This window comes from Pseudactinotalea sp. HY158 (genome assembly GCF_009660225.1).
Taxonomy (GTDB): Bacteria; Actinomycetota; Actinomycetes; order Actinomycetales; family Beutenbergiaceae; genus HY158.
In genome coordinates this window covers 871,180-890,669 of the sequence record NZ_CP045920.1, presented here as the reverse complement: position 1 = coordinate 890,669, position 19,490 = coordinate 871,180, and the positions used below count along the sequence as shown (strand labels likewise).

Sequence of the window (19,490 nt, the reverse complement as noted above, 5' to 3'; positions counted from 1 at the left end):
TTCACTCCCGCCCGGGCCGCTCCGGCAGCCCGAGCGGGCTGGACGTGTCGTGATAGTACGGGGCGGCCGAGATCGTCATGCCGCCGTCGACGACGAGCGTCTGGCCCGTGATGTAGGCGGCCCGTTCGGAGAGCAGGAAGTCGATCGCGTTGGCCATGTCCGCCGCGGTGCCCGCGCGCCTGAGCGGGATCGTCTCGATCACCGCCGGCATCGGTGCCATGCCCGGCAGGGAGTAGAAGTAGTCGAGGGAGTCCGATTCGATGAGCCCGCCGTTCACCCCGTTGACCGTGATCCCGTAGCCGGCGAACTCCACGGCCATGTACCGGATGAACGACTCCACCGTGGCCTTGTAGGAGCCGAGCAGCGCGTAGGTGGCGAAGGCACGCATGCTGCCGTAGCTGGAGACCGCGACGATGCGCCCGCCCCGGTCCATGAGCTTGACCGCCTCCTGGGCGCCGAGGACGAACGGTCGCACGTTCATCGCATAGGAGCGGTCGAGATGGTGGGTGCGCAGGTCGAGCACGCGCTTGAACGCGGACGCGGCCGCGTTGTTCACGAAGTAGTCGATCCGACCGTATTCGGCGGCGACGGTCTCGAACAGGCGCACGATCTCCTCGGGGTTCTCCAGGTCGGCCCGCACGGCGATGCCCTCCCCTCCGGACCGGCGCAGCTCGGCGACCACCTCGGCGGCGAGTTCCGAATTCGTGCGGTAGTTCACGACGACCGTGGCCCCCTGCCGGCCGAGCATCAGCGCGAGGGTGCGGCCGATGCCGCGGGAGGCGCCGGTGACGACCGCGATCCGGCCGGCGTGCTCACCGCCGTGGTGCGGATCGGATGGGCGGCCCTCGCCCGGGGCGCTCACGCGCCGGCCTCCTCGATCGGGCGGGCCTGGTCGGCTCGGGCGAGCACGTCGCGGGCGATGACGGTGCGCTGGATCTCGTTCGTGCCCTCCTCGAAGCGTTGCGCGCGCGCATCCCGGTACACCCGCTCGATCGGCGCGCTCTTCCAGTAGCCGGAGCCGCCGTGGATCTGCAGGGCCCGGTCGGTGACCCGGGTGAGCATGTCGACGGCCGTGAGCTTGGCCATCGAGGAGAGCGCGGACGCGCGATCCGAGCCGTCCTCCCACTGCCGGGCCGCGTGCATGGTCAGGGCCCGCGCCGCCTCGATCTCCGCCTCGTTGTCGGCGATCATGAACGCGATCGCCTGCCGCGAGGCGATCGGCTTGCCGAAGGTGACGCGACCGCGGGCGTAGTCGACCGCGAGTTGCTGGGCGCGCTCGGCCAACCCGACGCAGCTCATCGCCACGGAGATGCGGCTGGGCGTGAGGAATCCGCCCAGCGCGATCGCGAGCCCGTCTCCCTCCTCGCCGAGCCGGTGTGCCACCGGCACCGGCGTGTTGACGAACGTGAGGCTCGCGTGGTCCGTGCCGCGCACCCCCATCGTGTCCGAGGTGTCCTCGACCGTGACGCCGGGCGAGTCCCGGGCGACGAGGAGCGCCACCGTGCCGTCGCTGCCCGTGCTCCCCTCGAGCCGGGCGAACAGCAGCCAGTAGTCGCAGTGCGCCCCGAACGTGATGAGGTGCTTGCGCCCGGTCAGGTAGTAGGTGTCGCCGTCGCGCCGGACCCGGCTGGTCAGGTCGGCCCCGGTGCCGTTGCCGGGCTCGGTGAGCGTGAACGCGATGAGCAGGTCGCCGGCGACCGACGGGCGCACGAACCGCTCCCGCTGCGCCGGCGTGGCGTGCGGGTTCATCGACCGCCAGGTGCCGTTGATCACGTGCACGAGCATCCGGATCGAGGCGTGCGATCGGGAGAACTCCTCGATGAGTCTCATCCACTGGGTGAAGCCCAGTCCCCGGCCGCCGAGTTCGACCGGGGCCGCCAGGCCGAGGAAGCCGTGCCGCCTGATCTCCTCGAACAGTTCACGGGGCACGTGTCCGGACCGTTCGATCTCCTCGGACCAGGCCTCACCGGGGCCATCCACCCAGGCGGTCACCTGCCCGAGAATCTGCTCGAACTCGCGTCGGTCGATCCGCCCTTCCCGCCCGCCGGGGGCCTGGTGCTCCATCGTTGACGTCGCTGCCATCGTCCTCGTTCTCCTTCACCGGTGATGTGAGCATCTCGAACCGCTGGTGCGTGAACTGTGCCGCCTCCTCGCGCAGCCGGAACTTCTGGACCTTTCCGACGGCGTTGCGGGGGAGCTCTTCGACGACCTCGAGCCGTTCGGGCCAGTACTGTTTGGCGACCCGCGCGTCGTCGAGGAAGCGCTGCATCGTGCGGAACGTCACCCGGGCGCCGGCCGCGGGGACCACGAACGCGCAGGCCCGCTCCCCCAGCCGCGCATCCGGCATCGCGACGATGGCGACCTCCTCCACACCCTCGAGCGTGTGCAGGAGCTGCTCGATCTCGGAGACCGGGATCTTCTCGCCGCCGCGGTTGACGACGTCGCGGACCCGGCCGGTGATGCGAAGGTATCCGTCCGCGTCGATCGTGGCCAGGTCCCCCGTGCGGTACCAGCCGTCCGCGGCGATCACCTCGGCCGTCAGGTCCGGGCGGTCGAGGTACCCGTCGAAGACGGTCGGGCTGCTGAGCTCGAAGTGTCCCTCGACCCCGGCCGAGACGCGCCGGCCCCCATCGTCCACGACCCGGATCCCGATGCCCGCGAGCGCCCGGCCGTCGGTCCCCCAGGCGCGCGCGGCCGGATCGTCCGGGGAGCCGAGCGTCGCGAGGCCGGTCTCGGTCGTCCCGAACGCCCCACAGACGCCGGCACCCAGGACCCGGGTGGCCCGTTCCGCCAGCGCCCGCGGCACCGCGGCGCCCGTGGCCACGAAGATCCGCAGCGCCCGCGGGCGGAGCCCACCCGCCTCCACCTCGTGCACGAGGTCGCTCAGGAACGGGGTGGCCGCCTGCACGAACGTGCCGTCCCAGTCGTTCAGTGCGCGCAGCGCCCGTTCCGGATCCCAGGTGGCCTGGAGGATCTGCGGCACCCCGAGCGTGAACGCGAGCCACATGCCGTAGAGGAAGCCGGTCTGGTGGGCCAGCGGCGAGGGCACGAAGATCGAGTCCGAGGAGTTGAGCCGGAGGTGTTCCACCTCCATCCAGGCGGCGCGGCTCAGGGTGCCGTGCCGATGCACGACCCCCTTCGGCTCCCCGGAGGTTCCCGAGGTGAGCAGCAGCTGGGCGGGGTCGGCGGGATGGGGCGCGACGTCGTCGATCGCCGCCCGGTCGGGCCGGGCGACGGCCATCTCCCGGTGCCAGGGCTGCCAGGTCACGCCGGGGTGGCCGCAGCGCGGGAGCACGTGTCCGGTGCCGGGCGTGCCGTGGAGCACGAGCACGTGCCGCAGCGGAAGCGCCCCGCCCTGCTCTCCCTCGAGGATCTCGGCGACCTCCCGATCGTGCTGTCGGCCACGGTAGTTGTCGATCACGATGAGCACCCGCGCACCGGTGCGTGCGAGCGCGTCGGCCACCTCCCGTTGCCGGAAGATCGGCATGATCGGGCAGATGACCGCGCCGATGCGCATAGCCCCGAGCGCGGCGACCACGAACTCGCGCCGATTGGGCAGCTGCACGGCCACGCGGTCGCCGGGGCGCACCCCGAGCCCGAGCAGCACGGCGGCCGCGGCGTCCCCCTCGGCGTCCAGTTCGCGCCAACTGACGTGGTCGGTCCGGTCGCCGGCGACGTCGACCACGGCGAGGGCGTGCGGCTTCTCCCGGGCCCAGCGGCGCACCCATTCGGGTCCGGTCACCCGGGCCGCGTTCTCCTCGTTCTCCACGGCCCCGCTCACCCGCGCCGGCCGGCGGCGCCCGCCCGGATCGGCGAGGTCGGGCTCGACCTCCATGTCCACGTGCAGGGTCTGCATCGCCTCGAGGAACTGCGGGTAGGAGATCCGGTACGCGGTGGGGAACGTGAGCGTGGAGCGTCCCTCGGCGGCCGCCGCCGCCACGGACAGCGACATGAGCACCCGGTGGTCGTTGAACGAGGACAGGTGGGCGCTGCGCAGCGAGTCGACCCCGCGCACGTGCAGGTCACCGCCGTCGAGCCGGAGCAGGCCGCCCATCTCGTTGAGCTGCAGCATGGAGACGACCCGGTCGGACTCCTTCAACCGCACGTGCTCGACGTTGCGCAGCACGCTGTCCCCGTCGGCCCGGCACGTGAGGGTCGCCAGGATCGGGAGCATGTCCGGCATGGCCCGGCAGTCGATGTCGACCGGCCGCAGGCGCACGCCGTCGTGCTGGATCCGCAGTCCGCCCGCCTCCCGGTCCACGCTCATCGGCACGCCCATCTCGCCGAGCACGTCGAGGAACCCCGCCTCCGGATGATCGACGCCGTCGGAGCCCGCGCGGGTGAGCCCCCGCAGGAGCACGTCGCTCGGCCGCAGCGCCGCCACCGCCAGGCCGAAGGCCGCCGATCCGATGTCCGGCGGCAGGCGCAGATCCGTGGGCCGAGCACTCTGACCGGGCTCGATCCGGTAGCGCCGCCCGTCGGCGGCGGCCGTCACGGTGAGCCCGAAGCGCGCCATCATGCGGATCGTCAGGTCGATGTAGGTGCGTTCGTTCAGGGGTCCGTCGACGACGATCTCGGTGGGCTCCGAGGCGAAGGGGGCCACGAGCAGCAGGGCCGAGATCCACTGGGAGAGCATGCCGTCGATGTGCACGCGGCCGCCCCGTGGCCGGCCGGCACCGACTCGGATCGGCGGGCAGTCCGTCGCGGACGAGACGTCGAGGCCGAGGTCGCGGAGTGCCTGGAGCAGGGGCCCGATGGGGCGGCGCCGGAAGTACTTCTGGGCGGTCACCGTGAGCGGGGCGTCGGCGAGCGCGGCGAGCCCGACCATGAAGTACAGGGTCGAGCCGGAGCTGCCCGCCGAGATGGTCTCGTGCCGGGCGTGATAGCGGCGGCCGTGGACCACGAACGCATCGTCCTCGTGATCGATGCGGATCCCCAGGGAGCGCAGCAGCGACACCGTGTAGCGCACGTGCCGGGCGTCGCTCATCCCCGATATCCGGCTCGTTCCCGGGGCGAGGGAGGCGAGGATGAGCGCCCGATGGGCGTGGTACTTGGAGTTGGGAACATCGACCGCCCCGTGCACTCGTGCGGTGCTGCCGACCACTGATAAGCGCATGCCGACCAGATCCTTCGGGTGAGACTGTGTCCGCCGTGGCGGAACGTTCCGCCCGGCTACCAATGACGCTACCCATGCGCACCGGGGTGTTCCAAGGGGTTAGCCCGGCCGGGATTCGCGGGCGTCGGCGGGAGGGGCCGTCGCGAGGACGACGGTCGCGCCGTGCTCGGGTGAGTGCGCGATCCGGGCCTCGAGGCCGCCCCGGGAGCACGCAGCAGCCGTCCGCGCGGCCTGATCCGCGCCGGTCTCGATCAGCAGCGTGCCGCCGGGGGCGAGCCACCGGGCGGCGCTCGCGGCCACGAGCCGCTGCACCGCGAGGCCGTCCGGGCCGCCGTCGAGGGCGACGAGCGGCTCGTGCAGCCGAGCTTCGGGTGGCATGAAGTCGATTCCCGGTGTGGGCACGTACGGGGCGTTGCACAGCACCGTGTCGATCCGCCCCCGCAGCGCGGCGGGCAGCGCGTCGAAGAGGTCCCCCTGGAACACCCGCCCGCCGAGCGGGGCGAGGTTGGCCCGGGCGCAGGCGACCGCGGCGGGTTCGCTGTCCGCCGCGTAGAGCTCGACCCCGGGAACCGCCGCGGCGAGGGCCATGCCCAGCGCGCCGGAACCGCAACACAGATCGAGGACGACGTCCCCCGGCGCGGTGCGGGCGCGTGCCTGCACCACGAGGTACTCCGTGCGGCGCCGGGGCACGAACACCCCCGGCGCCACCGGGATCCGCAGGCCGGCGAACTCGGCCCAGCCGAGGAGATGCTCCAACGGCTCACCCGCGATCCTCCGCTCGACCCTCCCGGCGACCTCGGCGGGGTCGGTGCCGCTCGCATGCAGCAGCCGGGCCTCGTCCTCGGCGAAGACGCAGCCCGCAGCCCGCAGCCGTGCGGCGATCTCCGGCTCGGTGAGTCCGGGTGGATCCGACATCTTCACCAGGCTAGTACAGCTGGTCCGTCACGGCCGGGGCCGGGAGGTCATCCGTTCCCGGTCAGGACGAGCCCGAGGAGGACCAAGTTGAGGGCGACGATCGCCGCGGTCACGGCGACGGCCACGAGTCGCAGCACGCGGCCGTTGACGAATTCGCCCATGAGGTCGGCCCGGCTCGTGAAGCGCACGAGCGGGATGAGCGCGAACGGGATTCCCATCGACAGGAGCACCTGGCTCAGCACGAGCGCCCAGGTCGGGCTCACCCCCACCGCGAGGATGACGAGTGCCGGGATGAGCGTCACGGCCCGCCGCACGAGCAGCGGCACCCGGATGTGGAGCAGCCCCGCCATGATCTGCGCGCCGGCGTAACTGCCCACCGAGGTCGAGGCGAGCCCGGAGGCGAGGAGGCCGATCCCGAACGCCACGCCGACACCCGCCCCGAGATGGGTGCTGATCGCGGCGGCGGCGCCCTCGATCGTGTCGGTCCCTTCGACCCCGCGCAGCGCGGACGCCGCGACGAGGAGCATCGCGATGTTGACCCCGCCGGCGACGAACAGCGCGAGGGCGACGTCCCACCGGTTGACCCGCAGCAGCCTGCGCACGCGGTCCTCGTCGCCGCCGGCTCCGTGACGATCCAGGGCGAGGGAGGAATGCAGGTAGATCGCATGCGGCATGACGGTGGCCCCGAGCATGCTCACCGCCAGCAGCACGGTCGGGGTGCCCTCGAATCGAGGCACGAGCCCGCCCGCCACGCCGTCCCGGCCGCCCCACTCGATCGGGCTCACGGCCAGGCCTGCGAGGAACCCGGCGGTGAGGATGACGAGCAGCCCGATCACGACGAACTCGAACATGCGCTGCCCCCGGCGGGACTGCACCGTGAGCAGTGCCATCGACACCACGCCGACGATCACACCGCCGGCCACCAGGGGCACCCCGAAGAGGATCTGCAGGGCGATGGCCCCGCCGATCACCTCGGCCAGGTCGGTCGCCGCGGCCACGAGCTCGGCCTGCACCCAATACGCGCGCCGAGAGCGTCGAGGCATCCGCTCACCGAGCAGCGCCGGCAGGCTCCGCCCGGTCACGAGGCCGAGCTTGGCGGAGAGGTACTGCACGATGACCGCCATCGCGTTGGCGAGCACGAGCACCCAGACGAGCAGGTACCCATAACCGGCACCCGCCGAGAGGTTCGCGGCCACGTTCCCAGGATCGACGTAGGCGATCGCGGCGACGAACGCCGGTCCGAGCAGGTGCAGCAGGCGACGCTCCGGTCGCCGCGTTCCTCGGGGGCGCCGCGTTCTTCCGGGGAGCCGGGCGCCCTCGCCGCGCGGGCCGGGATCACGCGCCGCCGCCACCTGGTCTCCTCACCCGAGCCCGCACCCGCGGGCTCCGCGGACCCAAGCATATGGCCGCGGGTTCGGGCGGCGGCCGGGGCGACCGGCCGCCGATGGGCACCGCCGATCAGTCACGCTCGCTCCAGTTCGGGCGGGCCCTGCGGCGCATGGCGCGTCGTCGAGCCGGTCCGGCGGTCGGTGAGGACGAAGGAGAGGCCGAATCCGATCGCGACCAGCGCGGCCATGATGACGAAGACGATCCGAATGCTCCCCCCGTCTGCGACGGCCCCGAGCAGGGGGCTCACGAGGCCGCCGAGCGAGAGCGTCAATCCCAACGTGACCCCGCTCGCCACCCCGATCCGGTTCGGCAGGTACGAGTGCGACAGGGTGATCTGCGCGGCGAATGGCAGGAACAGACTCGTCCCGAGCGCAGCGGTCGCGACGATGACCGCCACGGGAGACGGCGCGAGCACGATGGCAGCGAGGGATCCCACCGCCAGGAGGTACCCCAGGCGGACGATGCGGAGCCGCCCGAAGCGGTCGGCCAGCCATCCGCCCGCGAGCGTGCCGATCGCCCCGGCCGCGGGGAACAGTGACAACGCGATCGATGCGACACCGGCGGTCACGTCGAACCGCTGAATCGAGTAGAGGGAGACGAAGGTGGACGTGCCGACGTAGGCGACCGACCACGTGGCCAGCACGGCCGTGAGCCACATGAAGGCACGCCAGTCATCGGATCCGGCGGCGGTCGCCGCAGGCGGTGGCCCGGCGGGCATGGAACGCGAGAAGAGCCGTCGCCGGGAGACCGCCACGTAGACCACCCCCAGGGCGAGCGCGGGCATGATCAGCAGGCCCGAGCCCGGCAGGCCGAACACACCAACGACGAGAATGACGGCCGACGGCGCGAGGGCCACGCCGACGTTCCCGCCGACTGAGAAGAGGCTCATCGATCCGCTCGTGCCCCCGCCCAGTTCGCGAGCCTCCATGGTCGCCGCCGGATGATAGGCCGCGACGCCGATTCCGGAGATCGCCACGGCGATCCAGACGGCGACATAGGAGTCCGCGACGATCCCGCTCAGTGCGATGCCCCCTCCGGCAGCGAGGAGTCCGACCACGCTCATCCAGCGCATTCCGTATCTGTCGCCGAGATACCCGAACACCGGTTGGGCGACGCTCGACAGCGCGGTCGCCGCGAGCGTGATTCCGGCGACCGCCGCGTAGGAGTAGTCGGCTCGGAGCACGAAGAAGGGAAGCAGGGCCGCGACCGCGCCGGTGTAGAAGTCGTTCGCGGAGTGGGTTGCGGTCAGCGCCCACAGGCCCCATCGGGCGCGGGCGTGGGGTGTGGGTGAGGTCATGTGCTTCTTTCGGTCCGATCGCGTGATCACGCCCGTAGACCGTCGACACACGGACGGGCGTGAGGCTGCGATGAGCTGGGTGCCGACACGTGGAATCACTCCGCGCACAGGATGGCCGGTCGGGTCACGTCCTGACGCGGCGACGAAGGATGAGCCACTCGGTCATGAGGACGAGTCTACACAAGTCCTCAGACAAGTAGCGGAGCCGCGGACTCTGCGACCAGAGCACGGTCGAGCAGGGTCCGCCACTCATGTGACGTAGGCACTCGCACACGCTGGGGTCGAGTCCGGTTCGCGGGCGGCCGCATCCCCACCATGGCGGGCGCCGTCCGCGACACGATCATGTCGACCGGCCGGACTTTCTCCATCCTCACCGACGGCGCGTAGCCTGGCCCCATGTACCGGCCACGCGTCCTCCAGATCGGGATGGATCCGTCGGTCATCGACTTCACGCCCTGGCCGGGTCAGGATGCGAATACGCTTCGGGCTCGCATCGCTACAGCCCGATCTTCGAGCGGGTCGTCAACACCGTCGTGGCCGTCCAGCCGGGGGCGCACCTCTGCTTCAACGATTCACCGGAGACGACCCTCGACGCGGTGCGGCGCGGCCTCGGACGCTGAAGCCCCCACGCACGGGCCCCCATCGGACAGGCCGGGCCGACCGTGCCCGGCGAGTCCGCGCTCCCCGGTGAGCTCGACGACCGGTGCGGCGCAGCAGGCATCGCCCTTCCACGCCTCGACGCCCTCACGCACAGCGAACACGGCGATCACCAGCGCGGCCGCAGAGTCCGCCCAGGCCCAGCCGAGCAGGCCGTTGAGCACCAGTCCGACGAGCAGCGCAGCCGAGAGATAGCTGCAGATGAGTGTCTGTTTCGAGTCGGCGACGGCGGATGCCGAGCCGAGCTCGCGCCCCGTACGGCGTTCGAACCAGCTGAGGAACGGCATGACGATCAGGCTCAGCCCGGCGACGGCGATGCCCACCGGCGAGTGCCCCGGTTCGCGCAGGCCGGTCAGCGACAGCACGGCGTCGACCGAGACGTAGGCGGCGAGGGCGAAGAACGACACCGCGATGACCCGGAGCGCGACCTTCTCCCGCCGCTCGTGATCGGGTATTGCGAACTGCCACGCCACCGCGGCGGCGGAGAGCACCTCGACGATGGAGTCCAGGCCGAAGCCGATGAGTGCCGCAGACGACGCGGCGGCACCGGCGAGGAGGGCGACGATCGCCTCGACGACGTTCCAGGTGATCGTCACGGCTACGACGATCCTGATCCGGCGCCGAAGCACGTTCGTGCGCGCCGGCGTGAGGAGCGCGGTCACCGGGCGACCTCGGCGTCGCAGCAGCCCGGGACGGAGCAGGCGGGGTCGATGCAGGGGGCGCTGTCGTCCACGGCGAGGGTCACGTCGACCAGGGCGTCAAGGGCCGCGGCGAGGTGCGGGTCGGCGATCTCGTAGCGGGTCTGCCTGCCCTGGGGCTCGGCGACCACGATCCCGCAGTCACGCAGGCAGCTCAGGTGGTTCGACACGTTCGAGCGGGTCAGCTCCAGCGTCCGCGACAGCACCGCGGGGAAGCTCGGGCCGTCGAGCAGGGTCATGAGGATGCGGGAGCGCGTCGGATCGGCCATGGCCCGACCGAGCCGGTTCATGACGTCGAGACGCGAAGCAATGGTCAGCACGCGGTGACTATACAGCAGACGCTGACCAGTGACGGCGAGAATGGATCGACCGCCGGCGGGTGCGGACGGCGACCGGGCGCCGTCCGTAGGCCTCTACTCGAACGCGGCCGACATGCAGCGCATGGCGGCGAGCACCTTCGGCACGCCGATATAGGGCATGAGGTGCACGAAGCATTCGGCGACCTCCTCCCTGCTCATGCCGGCGACGTCGACCGCGGTGCGGATGTGGCCGGTCAGCTGCGGCTCGGTGCCGCCCATGGCCGCGAGGGCCGCCATGTTGAGGATCTGCCGGTCGCGCAGCTCGAGGCCCTCTCGCTGATAGGTGCCGCCGAAGACCGCGCCGACCACCCAGTCCGAGGCGCCCGGCGCGAACTCGTCGAGCTGCCGTTTCCAGGCCGCGGCGCCCTGCGGGGACTGCGTGTCCGCGATGAACCGCTCGCCCTTGGCCATGCTCAATTCCACGATGTGCTCCTCGGTCGGTGGGGACCGGCCAGGCTAGCAGCGGTGGCCGCCGGGCGTCGGAGCCCCCGCGCCGGTCGAGGCACGCGGCTCAGCAGTCCATATTCGCCGACGACGCACCCGGGACTTGCAGTTTCAGAGTGCGCGTGACGCGCAGGCCGCAGGCGTGGTGGCTCGAGTCGCGGAAGGACGTCCCGGCGGCAGCGTGCTCGACCACCTCGCCTCCCACGGGCAGCAAGCATCCCGCGAGGGAACATCAGGCCGCCAGCTCCACGAGAGCCGTCATGCGGTCCAGGGGTCGACGCAGCGCGATGTCGGCCGCGGGCCGTCACCCTCGAGCTTCCGACGCAAGAACTCGTTGCGAGACAGACCCAACGCCGACGCCTCCGCATCGACCCGCGCCACGGCCGTGTCGCCGAGCCGACTCGGGTCGACGGCACTCCCCTGCTCGGCGAGTACGCGAGTCCGGATGCCACCGATCTCGATCCTCGGGCGGAAGGTGATCGTCGCAGTCATGACTCAATTGTCTTACATCCTGTAAGACGCAGCGCGTCGCCAAGCACCGACATCGTTGGTTTCACTGGCCTGTCCGACATCATCCGAAGGCACGGGGCGCAGACAGAAGCAGACCGACACGTGCGCGATACAGGAGCATCCCTCGTTTGTGAAGGGCCCTCACACCCCAGGCGCTGCACTGCCGGCCCGGGCCGGGCCGAGATCAGTTGCCGGCGACATGCTTTCGCAGCGCCTCGGCGCGCGGCGGGAGGTGGATCTCCACGACATCGCGGACGACGTCCGCGTCTACTCCGAAGTACTGGTGGACGAGGATGTTGCGGAAGCCCCGGATCTGCGGCCAGGCGATCTCCGGGTGCGCATTGGTGATGTCCTCGGGAAGATGGTTCACAGCTTCGCCGATAATCTGCAGGTTGCGCTCGATCGCGTCCTCCGCCATCTCCACAACGTCTGCATCGCCGCCGAGAGCACTGACGTACCGCCGGCATCGCTCGACTGCCTCGAGAACGTCGGTGATGCGCTGAGCATGGTCGCGGCTCACAGGGCAACTGCCTCGGCGAGCGCCGAGTCCGAGATCGGCTGCCTGAGCAGCTGGAGCGGGAACACGTCGATGTCGTCGCGACCGAACAGTGCTCGCGTCTCCTCCATCAGCCCGGAGGCCCGCATGAGCAGGTTCCCGTCCACAGGATCCATCTCGACGAGGATGTCGATGTCGGACCCCGGGTGCGCAGTGCCGCGGGCGACGGATCCGAACAGCTTCGGGCTGGTCGCGCCGTATCGGTCAAGGAGCACCTGGAACTCGTCGCGACGCGCGTCGATGAGCTCGCGAAGGGCGAGCGTCTCGGGCGTCGCGGTGCTCCCAGGCATGCCCTTAAGGATACCGGCCACAGTGCCCGTTCGACATGAGCGCCCTACACGTTGAACCGACACTCCACCACGTGCCCACACATACGGCCATGTGACTCAGCAGTGGTAGCGTGCCTGAAGAATCACGGGGTCCTCGTCGTCCACGAGGTAGACCAGTCGGTACTCATCGGTGATGCGCCGCGACCACGAGCCCTGCGCTCCGTACTTCAGCTGTTCGGCCTTGCCGATCCCGGAGGACGGTTCGCGCAGGCAGGCGTCGATCAGCGTGTTGATGCGCTTCAGGATCTTCCGGTCGGCGGTCTGCCCGTGTTTGTAGTCCTCCCAGGCCGACTCGTCCCAGACCAGACGCACTCAGGCTTCGTCGTCTGCGCGATCGAGGTCGTGGACCTCGACTCTTCCACCGCGGGCACGGTCGTAGGCATCGAGCAGGCGGCGGGTGTTGGCCGGCGAGCGGAACAGGTAGGCGGTCTCCTGCCACGCGGCGTACTCGTCAGCCGGCATCAGAACTGCATTGCCCTTACGAGAGACGATCTCGACGGCATCACGGTCCGCATTCACTCGCTCAATCAGAGGGAACAGGGTCTTGCGCGCCTCGCTTGCGCTGATAGACATAACGAGAGCCTCCCCATTCGGACGAGTGGTACCCGCTTACGGTACCAACCATCGTCGCCGAGTCACGTCGCGGGCCACGATCAGCGAGGCCTGTGCGCGCCGACCTACTGAGGGACGCTGTCTACGAGGAGACGGCCCAAGTGGACTCGTACTGCCAGGAGATCCTCTGGGCCGTTGAGCATCCTGTTCCCCGCCGCGACGACTATGGCGAGGAGTTCGTCATAGTGGATCTCGTAGATGAGTCGCCAGCTTCCCGTGCGAACGCGCCAGGCGTCACGGCCGGTGAGCTTCTTCGACGCCGGGGGTCGAGGCTCGTCCGCGAGCAGGGAGAGCACGGCAATGACCCGCTCCTGACCGTCACGCGAGAGCTCGCGGATCTGGCGACGCGCGGTGGAAGCGATGCGAACCGTGCCGAGACTACCCCGAAATGTACATTCTCGGGAGAGCCGGTGCCCGAGGCCCGGCGAGCGGTCTCTAGCCGATCGCCGCCTGGATTTGTCGGATCACTGAGCCGAGCACGCCGCGCGACAGAAGGCCTTGCCCGAGCGGTCCAGATGTGTCAGCTCCGAGGGGTGGGAGCCGATGCAGCGCTTCACGCTCACGATCTGTGAGATCCGCGATCTGCCATCGCACTTCTTCTTGCACGGCTTCCGGTCGATCCGGGTGAGCCAGCGAAACGGCCTTGGCAGCGTAGGCGGCAGCTCCCAGCGCGTGGGCCCCCATGTGCGCGACCGCGGCCGCCTGACCCACCGCCCGCGCTGCGGCAGCACCGGCCGGAGTCGTCGCCGCCTTGGCCGCCTTCACAGCGACCAAACGCTTCTTGATCTCCTCGCCGGCGCTGCTCGCCCCGGCGCTGTAGGCACGGGTACGGTCCACCGCATCGCGGATCTCAGCGTACGCAGCAGCGTCGGCATCGAACTGCGGAAGCACTCGCTCAGCACATGACAGCGCCCACCGAGCGAGCACCCGCCGGTCCGAATCGCTCAAGGCCTGAATCGACGCCACGCGGTAAGAATATTCGAGTGCTTCTGGGTGCCGCACCAGCCGACTGCGACACCACTACTCTTTGCGATCAGCAGGACCGGCAGCTGCTCGATCAGGCGTCGGGCGGGATCGAGATGACCTTCGGTCGTACCGCCGCGAGCAGCCATCACGCTTGCCAGACCACGAGCATCCGACGGCGAAGCCGTGTTGATGTCGACGGCCGCTTCAGCAGTTGTCGCACGTGCGCTCTGCCCATCGACCACGAAGTCGCTCATCGAACCCGTGCCTCGTTCTGTTCAACGACGCTCGTGCCGCCTGTCACGCGGTCCGCAGGGGCGCGATCGCGGCAACCTGATCAGCGACGCGGCTCTGCGCGACCTCAAGCTCGTACCGCGTCTGCAGGTTGAGCCAGAATTGCGGGTCCATCGCGAAGTACCGGCCCAGGCGCAGGGCGGTGTCGGCAGTGATCGCACGCTTTCCGTGCACGATCTCGTTGATGCGCCTCGGGGGCACGCCGATCGCCACCGCGAGCTTGTTCTGCGTGATGCCGAAGCCCTCGATGAAGTCCTCCATGAGGACCTCCCCGGGGTGGATCGGCGGGTAGAGCTTCTCGGACATCGCCCCTCCTCAGCTCAGTGGTAGTCGACGACCTCGACGTCTTCAGCACCAGCATCGGTCCACCGGAAGCAGATCCGCCACTGATCGTTGATGCGGATGCTGTGCTGTCCGAGCCGGTCACCCTTGAGCGCTTCAAGGCGGTTGCCGGGCGGAACGCGCAACGCGTCCAACACCGTGGCAGCGTCCCGCAGGTGCAGCTTCCTGTTCGCTGTCTTGTGAATTCGCGGATCAAGTCGCTTCGCTGGCTCACGACGCCAGATGCGCTCCGTGTCGCGGTCAGCGAAAGATCTGATCACGAGACCAGCATATAACGCGAAGCGTCAATAACGCTAGACGTTAAACCGGAACTCCACCGCATCCCGACGGATGGAGCCGCCTGCAGGACGACGAGTCACAGCGGCCGATACGCCCGATCGGTGCGTCCGCGATCGCATCAGCGGTTCGCTCGCGCCGCGTCGGCGGACACCTCGGCCAGCGCGCGAGCCGCATCGGACTGAAGACGAGCGGTCCGCTCGAGGAAGTCGAGGATCGTGGCGAGCTGATCGTCGGTGTATTTCGCATAGAGGCCGGCGAGTGCTTGGGCGAAGGGCTCGAACAGGTGCGCAAACCGCTCCTCGAGACCGGGCTCGACCTCCGCGACGACCCGTCTCCCATCTGTGGCGTCCTTGTGCCGACTCACGTACCCCTTGCGCTGCAGTCGGTCGAGTAGGCCGGTCACCGAGGCAGGCGCCAACCCGGTTCGCGCACTGATATCGCCCGCTGCCAGGGGCCCCTCGCGTTGGAGCAGGTCGAGGGTTTTCTCCTCGACCGGGCTGACTGCCATCTGACGACTCACGGCCGCATGGAAGAGCACCGCCGCGTTGCTGAGCTCCCGTCCGGCAGTCGAGAGCTCATCGAGGATCACCGGCCTTGACTTCGACATGACAACTCCATAGTGTTTCGTTCGTGCGAAAGAAAGACTATCACAACAAGGAGACTGATCGTCGTGTTTGACGAGCGGACAAGGGAAGCAGCAGTTCGTGAACTCTTCGGGAGCTTCTGCGCTGCATGGACACGAGGCGACACGGTCGAGTTCGGCGCACTGTTCACCGACGACGCCGACTACGTCTCGTACGACGGCAGCTGGGCAGCCGGCCGGGCATCGCTGCAGGACAATCACGACAGATTGTTCCGCGGAGTACTCGCCGGGTCGGCCATGGTCGGCGAGATCGAGTCGCTACGATTCGTCGGCGACAACACCGCGGTGTTAGTCGGCAACGCGTCGGTCCTGATGCCCTGGCGCAGCGAGCTGCCCAAGAGGCGACTGTCCCGGCAGATCGTGACGTGTATCCGCACCACGGATGGCTGGCGCATCGCCGCGATCCAGAACGGTCGGCAGCGCCCACTGACCGTCCCCGACCCGGAGGCGATGCCGTCGAAGATGTCCAGGTGCATGACCAGACTGGCCCGGCACTTCGGGATCGGAAGGGGGCGTGAAATCAGCCTGCCGTGACCCGTCCGGCCACCACTCCAGCGACGCGCCGATGGGTCGGATGAGGATCGGCTGGCCCGGCTCATCCACGACAGGCGCACCCTTGCGCCCGATCGACCTCTCGCGGGCAACGATCCGCGTCCACCCACACGCCTCGGAGAACGACTTACTTCCGGCAGCCCAGGTAGCCGAAGGCGACGCTGTGATGATCCTTCATCGACTGCTCTGCCCGCTCCATGAGCGAGCCCCCGAGGCGTATCCCTCGCGCTTCATCGGAGACCAGGACACCGCCGATTCCCGCGATCGCGACGGTCTCGAGACCGATATCAATCTCACGGTGGGCGCATCGCACGTGCCCGACTACGCGACCGTCGGTGCGCGCGATGACGTGAACATCGTGCGGTGCGTAGCCATAAGGCTGTTCGATCCCACTCTCCGAAATCATCGAGATACTCGCCGTCGAAGAGTCGCCGGAGCTCACACGGTTCACCCCGGTGAGATCTTCGTGAGCGATGACGTCGAGCACGGAATACGTCATCCGTCAGTTCTCGACGGGTTGATCAGGTCGATGCCGGTGTTCGCGAAGTCCTTGACATTCCGCGTCGCGCAGGTCGCGTCGTGCGCCAGGCAGATCGCAGCGATCTGCGCATCGGCCGTGCTGATCGGCACTCCTACAGCCTCGCGGGCGAGAAGCACGTCCGCGTGGCACTCCGCCGCCGCTTCATCGAACGGCAGCACCGAACGACTCCCCCGGTACGGCCCGAGCGCCGATTCGATGTGCTTCGTCAGCTCTGTCTTGCGACGACCGTCCGCCAGTCTCCGCACGCCTGCGAGCAGTTCGGCGAGCGTCACTGACGTGATCGAAACGTCCCCCGTCAGCGACGCGAGCCAACCGACGACGCGCGCCTCCGGCGAGGGCCGAAAGACCTCCGAGATGACGTTCGTGTCGAGGACGATCACCCGAAGTCCACCGACCGTGCGACGTCATCGCGCACTGGGATCGGCAGTTCTTGGACACCGCCGACCTCTTGAGCGGCAGCCAGCAACGCCATGCCGATGTGCGGCCGTCGCGCTGCCTTGGTCAGGATGTCGCGGACCTCGGCCTCCATGGATCGGCCGTGTTCCTTCGCCTGCGTGGCGAGTTGCTGCTTCACGGCGTCGTCGAGACCGCGAACGATGATGGACGACATCGGCAACCACCTCCTCTGCTATCACTCATGATAGCGCGATCGACGCAGCCTCATCAGCGGAGCACACGATCCATCAGACGACACCGCCTCGGCCGTCTCGTCAGGCAACCGGGGCGGTCAGCACTACAGCTTTGTGGAACGCAATCACACATTGAATCGGAACTCGACCACGTCGCCGCACATAGGGCAGTCTCATGCAAAGACGTTGGTCAGCGCTGCGCGAGCGTTTCGACCGACTGCCCCGTGACCTCGGCGATCAGCTCAAAGTCCTTGTCCACGGCCAGCACCGTGAGGCCCGCCTTCTCAGCCGTGGCGGCGATCAGCAAGTCCGGGATTGACGGCGCGCGATGCTGCCCCCGGTCGGCAAGAAGCATCTGCACCTCCTCAGCCCTGTCTTCGATCGCAGGAGTAATGCGCTCCACTGGCATCAACGAGACCGGGGGCTGACGGAACCCCTCTCGCCCCTCAGCCCCCGTCCGCGCCGAGTACCCGAGTTCCAGGCGAGTGATCGTCGAGATCCGCACCAGGCCCCGATCGATCCTGGTCTTCCACACCTCGGCGTCGACAACCTGGTCGAGCTCGAGCCTCACGAACGCCGACTTGTCGAGCAGCCAACCCGTCACCGCCACGCGTCAGCCATCACGTCCGGGTCCGCAAGATCGGCAAAGATCTCACCGGCACGCCGCCAGTTCTCCTCGGTCGTCGTCTCCGCCGACCGAGGACTGTCCCCCTCAAGTTTCCGGCGGAGGAACTCGTTGCGGGACAACCCCAATGCTGAAGCCTCAGCATCGATCCGCTCGACAGTCGAGACGCTGAGTCCTCGGATGAGCACGTTCGTCACCGCGACCACCTCCAGGTGAGATGATATCACGATATCAACCTCCGAAAGGTCCTCCGCCGGCCGATGATCGCACCGACGAACTCGCGAACCTGGAGTGGTCGCTCCCGGGAGACAGCGCTCGCGCGCGCCATCCGGCTCGCAGATGTCAGTTCGAAAATCTAAACTCCACCGAGTTCCGGCACGGACCAACCTCTCGCAGGGGCAGCACGCCCCGAGACCATTCAACCGTGCGAACCGGCCTCGTCACCCGGCTCCGCATACGCCGAGCACTCAGCGCATCGCGTGATGAAGTCGTGACGACATTCGAGGACGTGACTGAGGAATCTTTCGGCTGTGTCCAACTCCTCGCGCAGCCGCCGTATCTCCCGCACCCTTCGGTCGATCACGGCAACGCGCTCCGGTTCGTCGCGATGAAGAATCTGGCGGATCTCCGGCAGGCTCAGCCCCACTCGCTGACAGGACTGGACGATATGCAGACGCCGAAGGTGCTCCTCCGCGTAGTCGCGGTGTCCCGACGAGGTCCGCTGCGGAATGACGACCCGCTCATCTTCCCAATGTCGCAACACATGTGTCGCAACACCGAGCCTTGCCGCTGCCTCACCGATTCGCACGCGGCCATAGTCGCACATTGACTTCAGGTCAACCTGAAGTTCTACCGTGAGGTCCGTGACTGTGCCCGCCCTCCCAAGCCCCACCCGCATCGACGTCGACGGAGTCGAGATCGCCACCTACCGTCTCGACCCCGACGGCCAGAGTTCCGCGAGCAACGTCGTGATCTGTCACGGGACGCCCTGGTCTGCGGCGATGTGGGTGCCCGTGGCGCGGATACTCTCCGACCAGCACCGAGTCTTCCTCTGGGACATGCCCGGTTATGGCAAATCGATCTCTGACGACAACCTAGCGGTGGATCTCGTTCAGCAGCGCAAGCGGCTCGCTGCCGTGATCGATCACTGGCAACTCGACCGACCGAACGTCGTGGCTCACGACATCGGCGGTGCGGTTGCGCTCGGCGCACACCTGCTCGAGGGCTGCGCCTTCGCGTCCCTATATCTCGTCGACATCGTCACGCTTGACCCATGGGGCTCGCCCTTCTTCCGACTCGTGACCGAACACGAAGAAGCCTTCGCCGCACTGCCGCCAGAACTTCACACGGCGCTCATCCGCGAATACATCGCGGGGGCGGCCGGCCGCAGTCTCGACAGCGCGTGGGTCGACGAACTCGCCCGCCCCTGGCGCACACCAGCTGGCCAGCGCGCGTTCTACCGCCAGATTGCCCAGCTGAGCCCGAGAGAGACACGTCCGATCGTCGATCGCCTCGCGGATGTACGCTGCCCTACACAGATCGGGTGGGGCGATTCGGACCCCTGGATTCCCATCGATCAGGCATACGAACTCGCAGCCGCAATCCCCGCACCTGTTGATGTAGTCCGGTTCTCGGCCACCGGGCATCTGGTACCCGTCGAAGCTACCGATGCACTCGGCATGGACCTTCTGCGCTGGCTCGAGGGCGCTTCACGACGATGAATGATTCTCAACAGCTCAA

At 68.8% G+C, this 19,490-nt stretch carries 28 protein-coding genes; 2 read left to right on the top strand and 26 right to left on the bottom strand.

What is annotated here, in order from left to right; translation table 11 throughout:
* Position 1: 1 nt before the first annotated feature.
* From GCE65_RS03975 to GCE65_RS03880, 20 genes are all read right to left on the bottom strand, one after another.
* Positions 2 to 862, bottom strand: a complete 861-nt coding sequence (locus GCE65_RS03975) for an SDR family oxidoreductase (RefSeq protein ID WP_153877456.1) — start codon at positions 860 to 862, stop codon at positions 2 to 4.
* Positions 859 to 2,082 (bottom strand): acyl-CoA dehydrogenase family protein, encoded by a 1,224-nt coding sequence (locus tag GCE65_RS03970; protein ID WP_228760104.1) that lies wholly within the window; start codon positions 2,080 to 2,082, stop codon positions 859 to 861. The genes GCE65_RS03975 and GCE65_RS03970 overlap by 4 nt, the downstream gene beginning before the upstream one ends.
* Positions 1,964 to 5,116: a 3-phosphoshikimate 1-carboxyvinyltransferase gene (gene aroA, locus GCE65_RS03965; protein WP_153877455.1), complete on the bottom strand. Its 3,153-nt coding sequence runs from the start codon at positions 5,114 to 5,116 to the stop codon at positions 1,964 to 1,966. The genes GCE65_RS03970 and aroA overlap by 119 nt, the downstream gene beginning before the upstream one ends.
* Before the next feature lie 99 nt (positions 5,117 to 5,215).
* Complete coding sequence (locus tag GCE65_RS03960; RefSeq protein WP_153877454.1) at positions 5,216 to 6,031, bottom strand: putative protein N(5)-glutamine methyltransferase; 816 nt, start codon at positions 6,029 to 6,031, stop codon at positions 5,216 to 5,218.
* Positions 6,032 to 6,078: 47 nt separating this feature from the next.
* Entirely contained in the window at positions 6,079 to 7,287 is a 1,209-nt protein-coding gene (locus tag GCE65_RS03955; protein WP_153879157.1) for an Nramp family divalent metal transporter, read from the bottom strand.
* Positions 7,288 to 7,493: 206 nt separating this feature from the next.
* Positions 7,494 to 8,717: an MFS transporter gene (locus GCE65_RS03950; RefSeq protein WP_153877453.1), complete on the bottom strand. Its 1,224-nt coding sequence runs from the start codon at positions 8,715 to 8,717 to the stop codon at positions 7,494 to 7,496.
* Positions 8,718 to 9,289: 572 nt separating this feature from the next.
* Positions 9,290 to 10,036 (bottom strand): cation transporter, encoded by a 747-nt coding sequence (locus GCE65_RS03945; protein ID WP_153877452.1) that lies wholly within the window; start codon positions 10,034 to 10,036, stop codon positions 9,290 to 9,292.
* Positions 10,033 to 10,392 carry a helix-turn-helix transcriptional regulator gene (locus GCE65_RS03940; RefSeq protein ID WP_153877451.1) on the bottom strand — a complete coding sequence of 120 codons (360 nt, stop codon included), beginning with the start codon at positions 10,390 to 10,392 and terminating at the stop codon, positions 10,033 to 10,035. The genes GCE65_RS03945 and GCE65_RS03940 overlap by 4 nt, the downstream gene beginning before the upstream one ends.
* Before the next feature lie 93 nt (positions 10,393 to 10,485).
* On the bottom strand, positions 10,486 to 10,854 hold the full coding sequence (locus GCE65_RS03935) for a carboxymuconolactone decarboxylase family protein (protein WP_153877450.1): 369 nt from the start codon (positions 10,852 to 10,854) through the stop codon (positions 10,486 to 10,488).
* A gap of 279 nt (positions 10,855 to 11,133) precedes the next feature.
* On the bottom strand, positions 11,134 to 11,367 hold the full coding sequence (locus tag GCE65_RS16225; protein WP_194928898.1) for a hypothetical protein: 234 nt from the start codon (positions 11,365 to 11,367) through the stop codon (positions 11,134 to 11,136).
* 202 nt (positions 11,368 to 11,569) lie between these two features.
* A complete protein-coding gene (locus GCE65_RS03925) occupies positions 11,570 to 11,905 on the bottom strand; it encodes a DUF86 domain-containing protein (RefSeq protein ID WP_153877449.1) in 336 nt (111 codons plus the stop codon).
* Positions 11,902 to 12,231, bottom strand: coding sequence for a nucleotidyltransferase family protein (locus GCE65_RS03920; RefSeq protein ID WP_152817526.1), 330 nt, complete (start codon positions 12,229 to 12,231; stop codon positions 11,902 to 11,904). The genes GCE65_RS03925 and GCE65_RS03920 overlap by 4 nt, the downstream gene beginning before the upstream one ends.
* Before the next feature lie 96 nt (positions 12,232 to 12,327).
* Positions 12,328 to 12,582: a Txe/YoeB family addiction module toxin gene (locus tag GCE65_RS03915; RefSeq protein ID WP_153877448.1), complete on the bottom strand. Its 255-nt coding sequence runs from the start codon at positions 12,580 to 12,582 to the stop codon at positions 12,328 to 12,330.
* Complete coding sequence (locus GCE65_RS03910) at positions 12,583 to 12,843, bottom strand: type II toxin-antitoxin system Phd/YefM family antitoxin (protein ID WP_153877447.1); 261 nt, start codon at positions 12,841 to 12,843, stop codon at positions 12,583 to 12,585. It lies immediately after the preceding gene.
* A gap of 104 nt (positions 12,844 to 12,947) precedes the next feature.
* Positions 12,948 to 13,244: a type II toxin-antitoxin system RelE/ParE family toxin gene (locus GCE65_RS03905; protein ID WP_153877446.1), complete on the bottom strand. Its 297-nt coding sequence runs from the start codon at positions 13,242 to 13,244 to the stop codon at positions 12,948 to 12,950.
* A gap of 73 nt (positions 13,245 to 13,317) precedes the next feature.
* Entirely contained in the window at positions 13,318 to 13,848 is a 531-nt protein-coding gene (locus GCE65_RS03900) for a putative immunity protein (RefSeq protein ID WP_194928821.1), read from the bottom strand.
* Positions 13,827 to 14,102 carry a hypothetical protein gene (locus GCE65_RS03895; RefSeq protein WP_152817524.1) on the bottom strand — a complete coding sequence of 92 codons (276 nt, stop codon included), beginning with the start codon at positions 14,100 to 14,102 and terminating at the stop codon, positions 13,827 to 13,829. The genes GCE65_RS03900 and GCE65_RS03895 overlap by 22 nt, the downstream gene beginning before the upstream one ends.
* 43 nt (positions 14,103 to 14,145) lie before the next feature.
* Positions 14,146 to 14,445 (bottom strand): HigA family addiction module antitoxin, encoded by a 300-nt coding sequence (locus GCE65_RS03890; protein WP_152817523.1) that lies wholly within the window; start codon positions 14,443 to 14,445, stop codon positions 14,146 to 14,148.
* A 14-nt stretch (positions 14,446 to 14,459) separates the two neighbouring features.
* Positions 14,460 to 14,741 carry a type II toxin-antitoxin system RelE/ParE family toxin gene (locus tag GCE65_RS03885; RefSeq protein WP_153877445.1) on the bottom strand — a complete coding sequence of 94 codons (282 nt, stop codon included), beginning with the start codon at positions 14,739 to 14,741 and terminating at the stop codon, positions 14,460 to 14,462.
* Between the two features lie 137 nt (positions 14,742 to 14,878).
* Positions 14,879 to 15,367, bottom strand: a complete 489-nt coding sequence (locus GCE65_RS03880) for a MarR family winged helix-turn-helix transcriptional regulator (protein ID WP_152817522.1) — start codon at positions 15,365 to 15,367, stop codon at positions 14,879 to 14,881.
* Positions 15,368 to 15,430: 63 nt separating this feature from the next.
* Here GCE65_RS03880 and GCE65_RS03875 point away from each other — a divergent pair, with 63 nt between their 5' ends.
* The gene (locus GCE65_RS03875) at positions 15,431 to 15,937 is read left to right on the top strand and encodes an SgcJ/EcaC family oxidoreductase (RefSeq protein ID WP_153877444.1); all 507 of its coding nucleotides are present in this window, start codon (positions 15,431 to 15,433) and stop codon (positions 15,935 to 15,937) included.
* 145 nt (positions 15,938 to 16,082) lie between these two features.
* On the opposite strand, the gene GCE65_RS03870 is transcribed toward GCE65_RS03875, so the two are convergent.
* The 6 genes from GCE65_RS03870 to GCE65_RS03845 form a co-directional block, all read right to left on the bottom strand.
* The gene (locus GCE65_RS03870; RefSeq protein ID WP_228760103.1) at positions 16,083 to 16,454 is read right to left on the bottom strand and encodes a GNAT family N-acetyltransferase; all 372 of its coding nucleotides are present in this window, start codon (positions 16,452 to 16,454) and stop codon (positions 16,083 to 16,085) included.
* Positions 16,451 to 16,876, bottom strand: coding sequence for a type II toxin-antitoxin system VapC family toxin (locus GCE65_RS03865; protein WP_153877443.1), 426 nt, complete (start codon positions 16,874 to 16,876; stop codon positions 16,451 to 16,453). Before GCE65_RS03865 ends, GCE65_RS03870 begins: the two co-directional genes overlap by 4 nt.
* On the bottom strand, positions 16,873 to 17,106 hold the full coding sequence (locus tag GCE65_RS03860; protein ID WP_152817521.1) for a toxin-antitoxin system: 234 nt from the start codon (positions 17,104 to 17,106) through the stop codon (positions 16,873 to 16,875). Before GCE65_RS03860 ends, GCE65_RS03865 begins: the two co-directional genes overlap by 4 nt.
* Before the next feature lie 209 nt (positions 17,107 to 17,315).
* Positions 17,316 to 17,735 carry a PIN domain nuclease gene (locus tag GCE65_RS03855; RefSeq protein ID WP_153877442.1) on the bottom strand — a complete coding sequence of 140 codons (420 nt, stop codon included), beginning with the start codon at positions 17,733 to 17,735 and terminating at the stop codon, positions 17,316 to 17,318.
* Positions 17,726 to 17,947 carry a hypothetical protein gene (locus GCE65_RS03850; RefSeq protein WP_153877441.1) on the bottom strand — a complete coding sequence of 74 codons (222 nt, stop codon included), beginning with the start codon at positions 17,945 to 17,947 and terminating at the stop codon, positions 17,726 to 17,728. The genes GCE65_RS03855 and GCE65_RS03850 overlap by 10 nt, the downstream gene beginning before the upstream one ends.
* 221 nt (positions 17,948 to 18,168) lie before the next feature.
* On the bottom strand, positions 18,169 to 18,558 hold the full coding sequence (locus GCE65_RS03845; protein WP_194928820.1) for a MerR family transcriptional regulator: 390 nt from the start codon (positions 18,556 to 18,558) through the stop codon (positions 18,169 to 18,171).
* Positions 18,559 to 18,613: 55 nt separating this feature from the next.
* Here GCE65_RS03845 and GCE65_RS03840 point away from each other — a divergent pair, with 55 nt between their 5' ends.
* On the top strand, positions 18,614 to 19,471 hold the full coding sequence (locus GCE65_RS03840) for an alpha/beta fold hydrolase (RefSeq protein WP_153877439.1): 858 nt from the start codon (positions 18,614 to 18,616) through the stop codon (positions 19,469 to 19,471).
* Positions 19,472 to 19,490 lie beyond the last annotated feature (19 nt).

Coding starts and splice junctions, on each gene's coding strand:
- GCE65_RS03870 (WP_228760103.1), bottom strand. CDS start 16,454: ATGACGTATTCCGTGCTCGACGTCATCGCTCACGAAGATCTCACCGGG.
- GCE65_RS03890 (WP_152817523.1), bottom strand. CDS start 14,445: ATGTCCGAGAAGCTCTACCCGCCGATCCACCCCGGGGAGGTCCTCATG.
- GCE65_RS03860 (WP_152817521.1), bottom strand. CDS start 17,106: ATGTCGTCCATCATCGTTCGCGGTCTCGACGACGCCGTGAAGCAGCAA.
- GCE65_RS03960 (WP_153877454.1), bottom strand. CDS start 6,031: ATGTCGGATCCACCCGGACTCACCGAGCCGGAGATCGCCGCACGGCTG.
- GCE65_RS03950 (WP_153877453.1), bottom strand. CDS start 8,717: ATGACCTCACCCACACCCCACGCCCGCGCCCGATGGGGCCTGTGGGCG.
- aroA (WP_153877455.1), bottom strand. CDS start 5,116: ATGCGCTTATCAGTGGTCGGCAGCACCGCACGAGTGCACGGGGCGGTC.
- GCE65_RS03895 (WP_152817524.1), bottom strand. CDS start 14,102: ATGAGCGACTTCGTGGTCGATGGGCAGAGCGCACGTGCGACAACTGCT.
- GCE65_RS03920 (WP_152817526.1), bottom strand. CDS start 12,231: ATGCCTGGGAGCACCGCGACGCCCGAGACGCTCGCCCTTCGCGAGCTC.
- GCE65_RS03880 (WP_152817522.1), bottom strand. CDS start 15,367: ATGTCGAAGTCAAGGCCGGTGATCCTCGATGAGCTCTCGACTGCCGGA.
- GCE65_RS03970 (WP_228760104.1), bottom strand. CDS start 2,082: ATGGCAGCGACGTCAACGATGGAGCACCAGGCCCCCGGCGGGCGGGAA.
- GCE65_RS03910 (WP_153877447.1), bottom strand. CDS start 12,843: ATGTCTATCAGCGCAAGCGAGGCGCGCAAGACCCTGTTCCCTCTGATT.
- GCE65_RS16225 (WP_194928898.1), bottom strand. CDS start 11,367: ATGACTGCGACGATCACCTTCCGCCCGAGGATCGAGATCGGTGGCATC.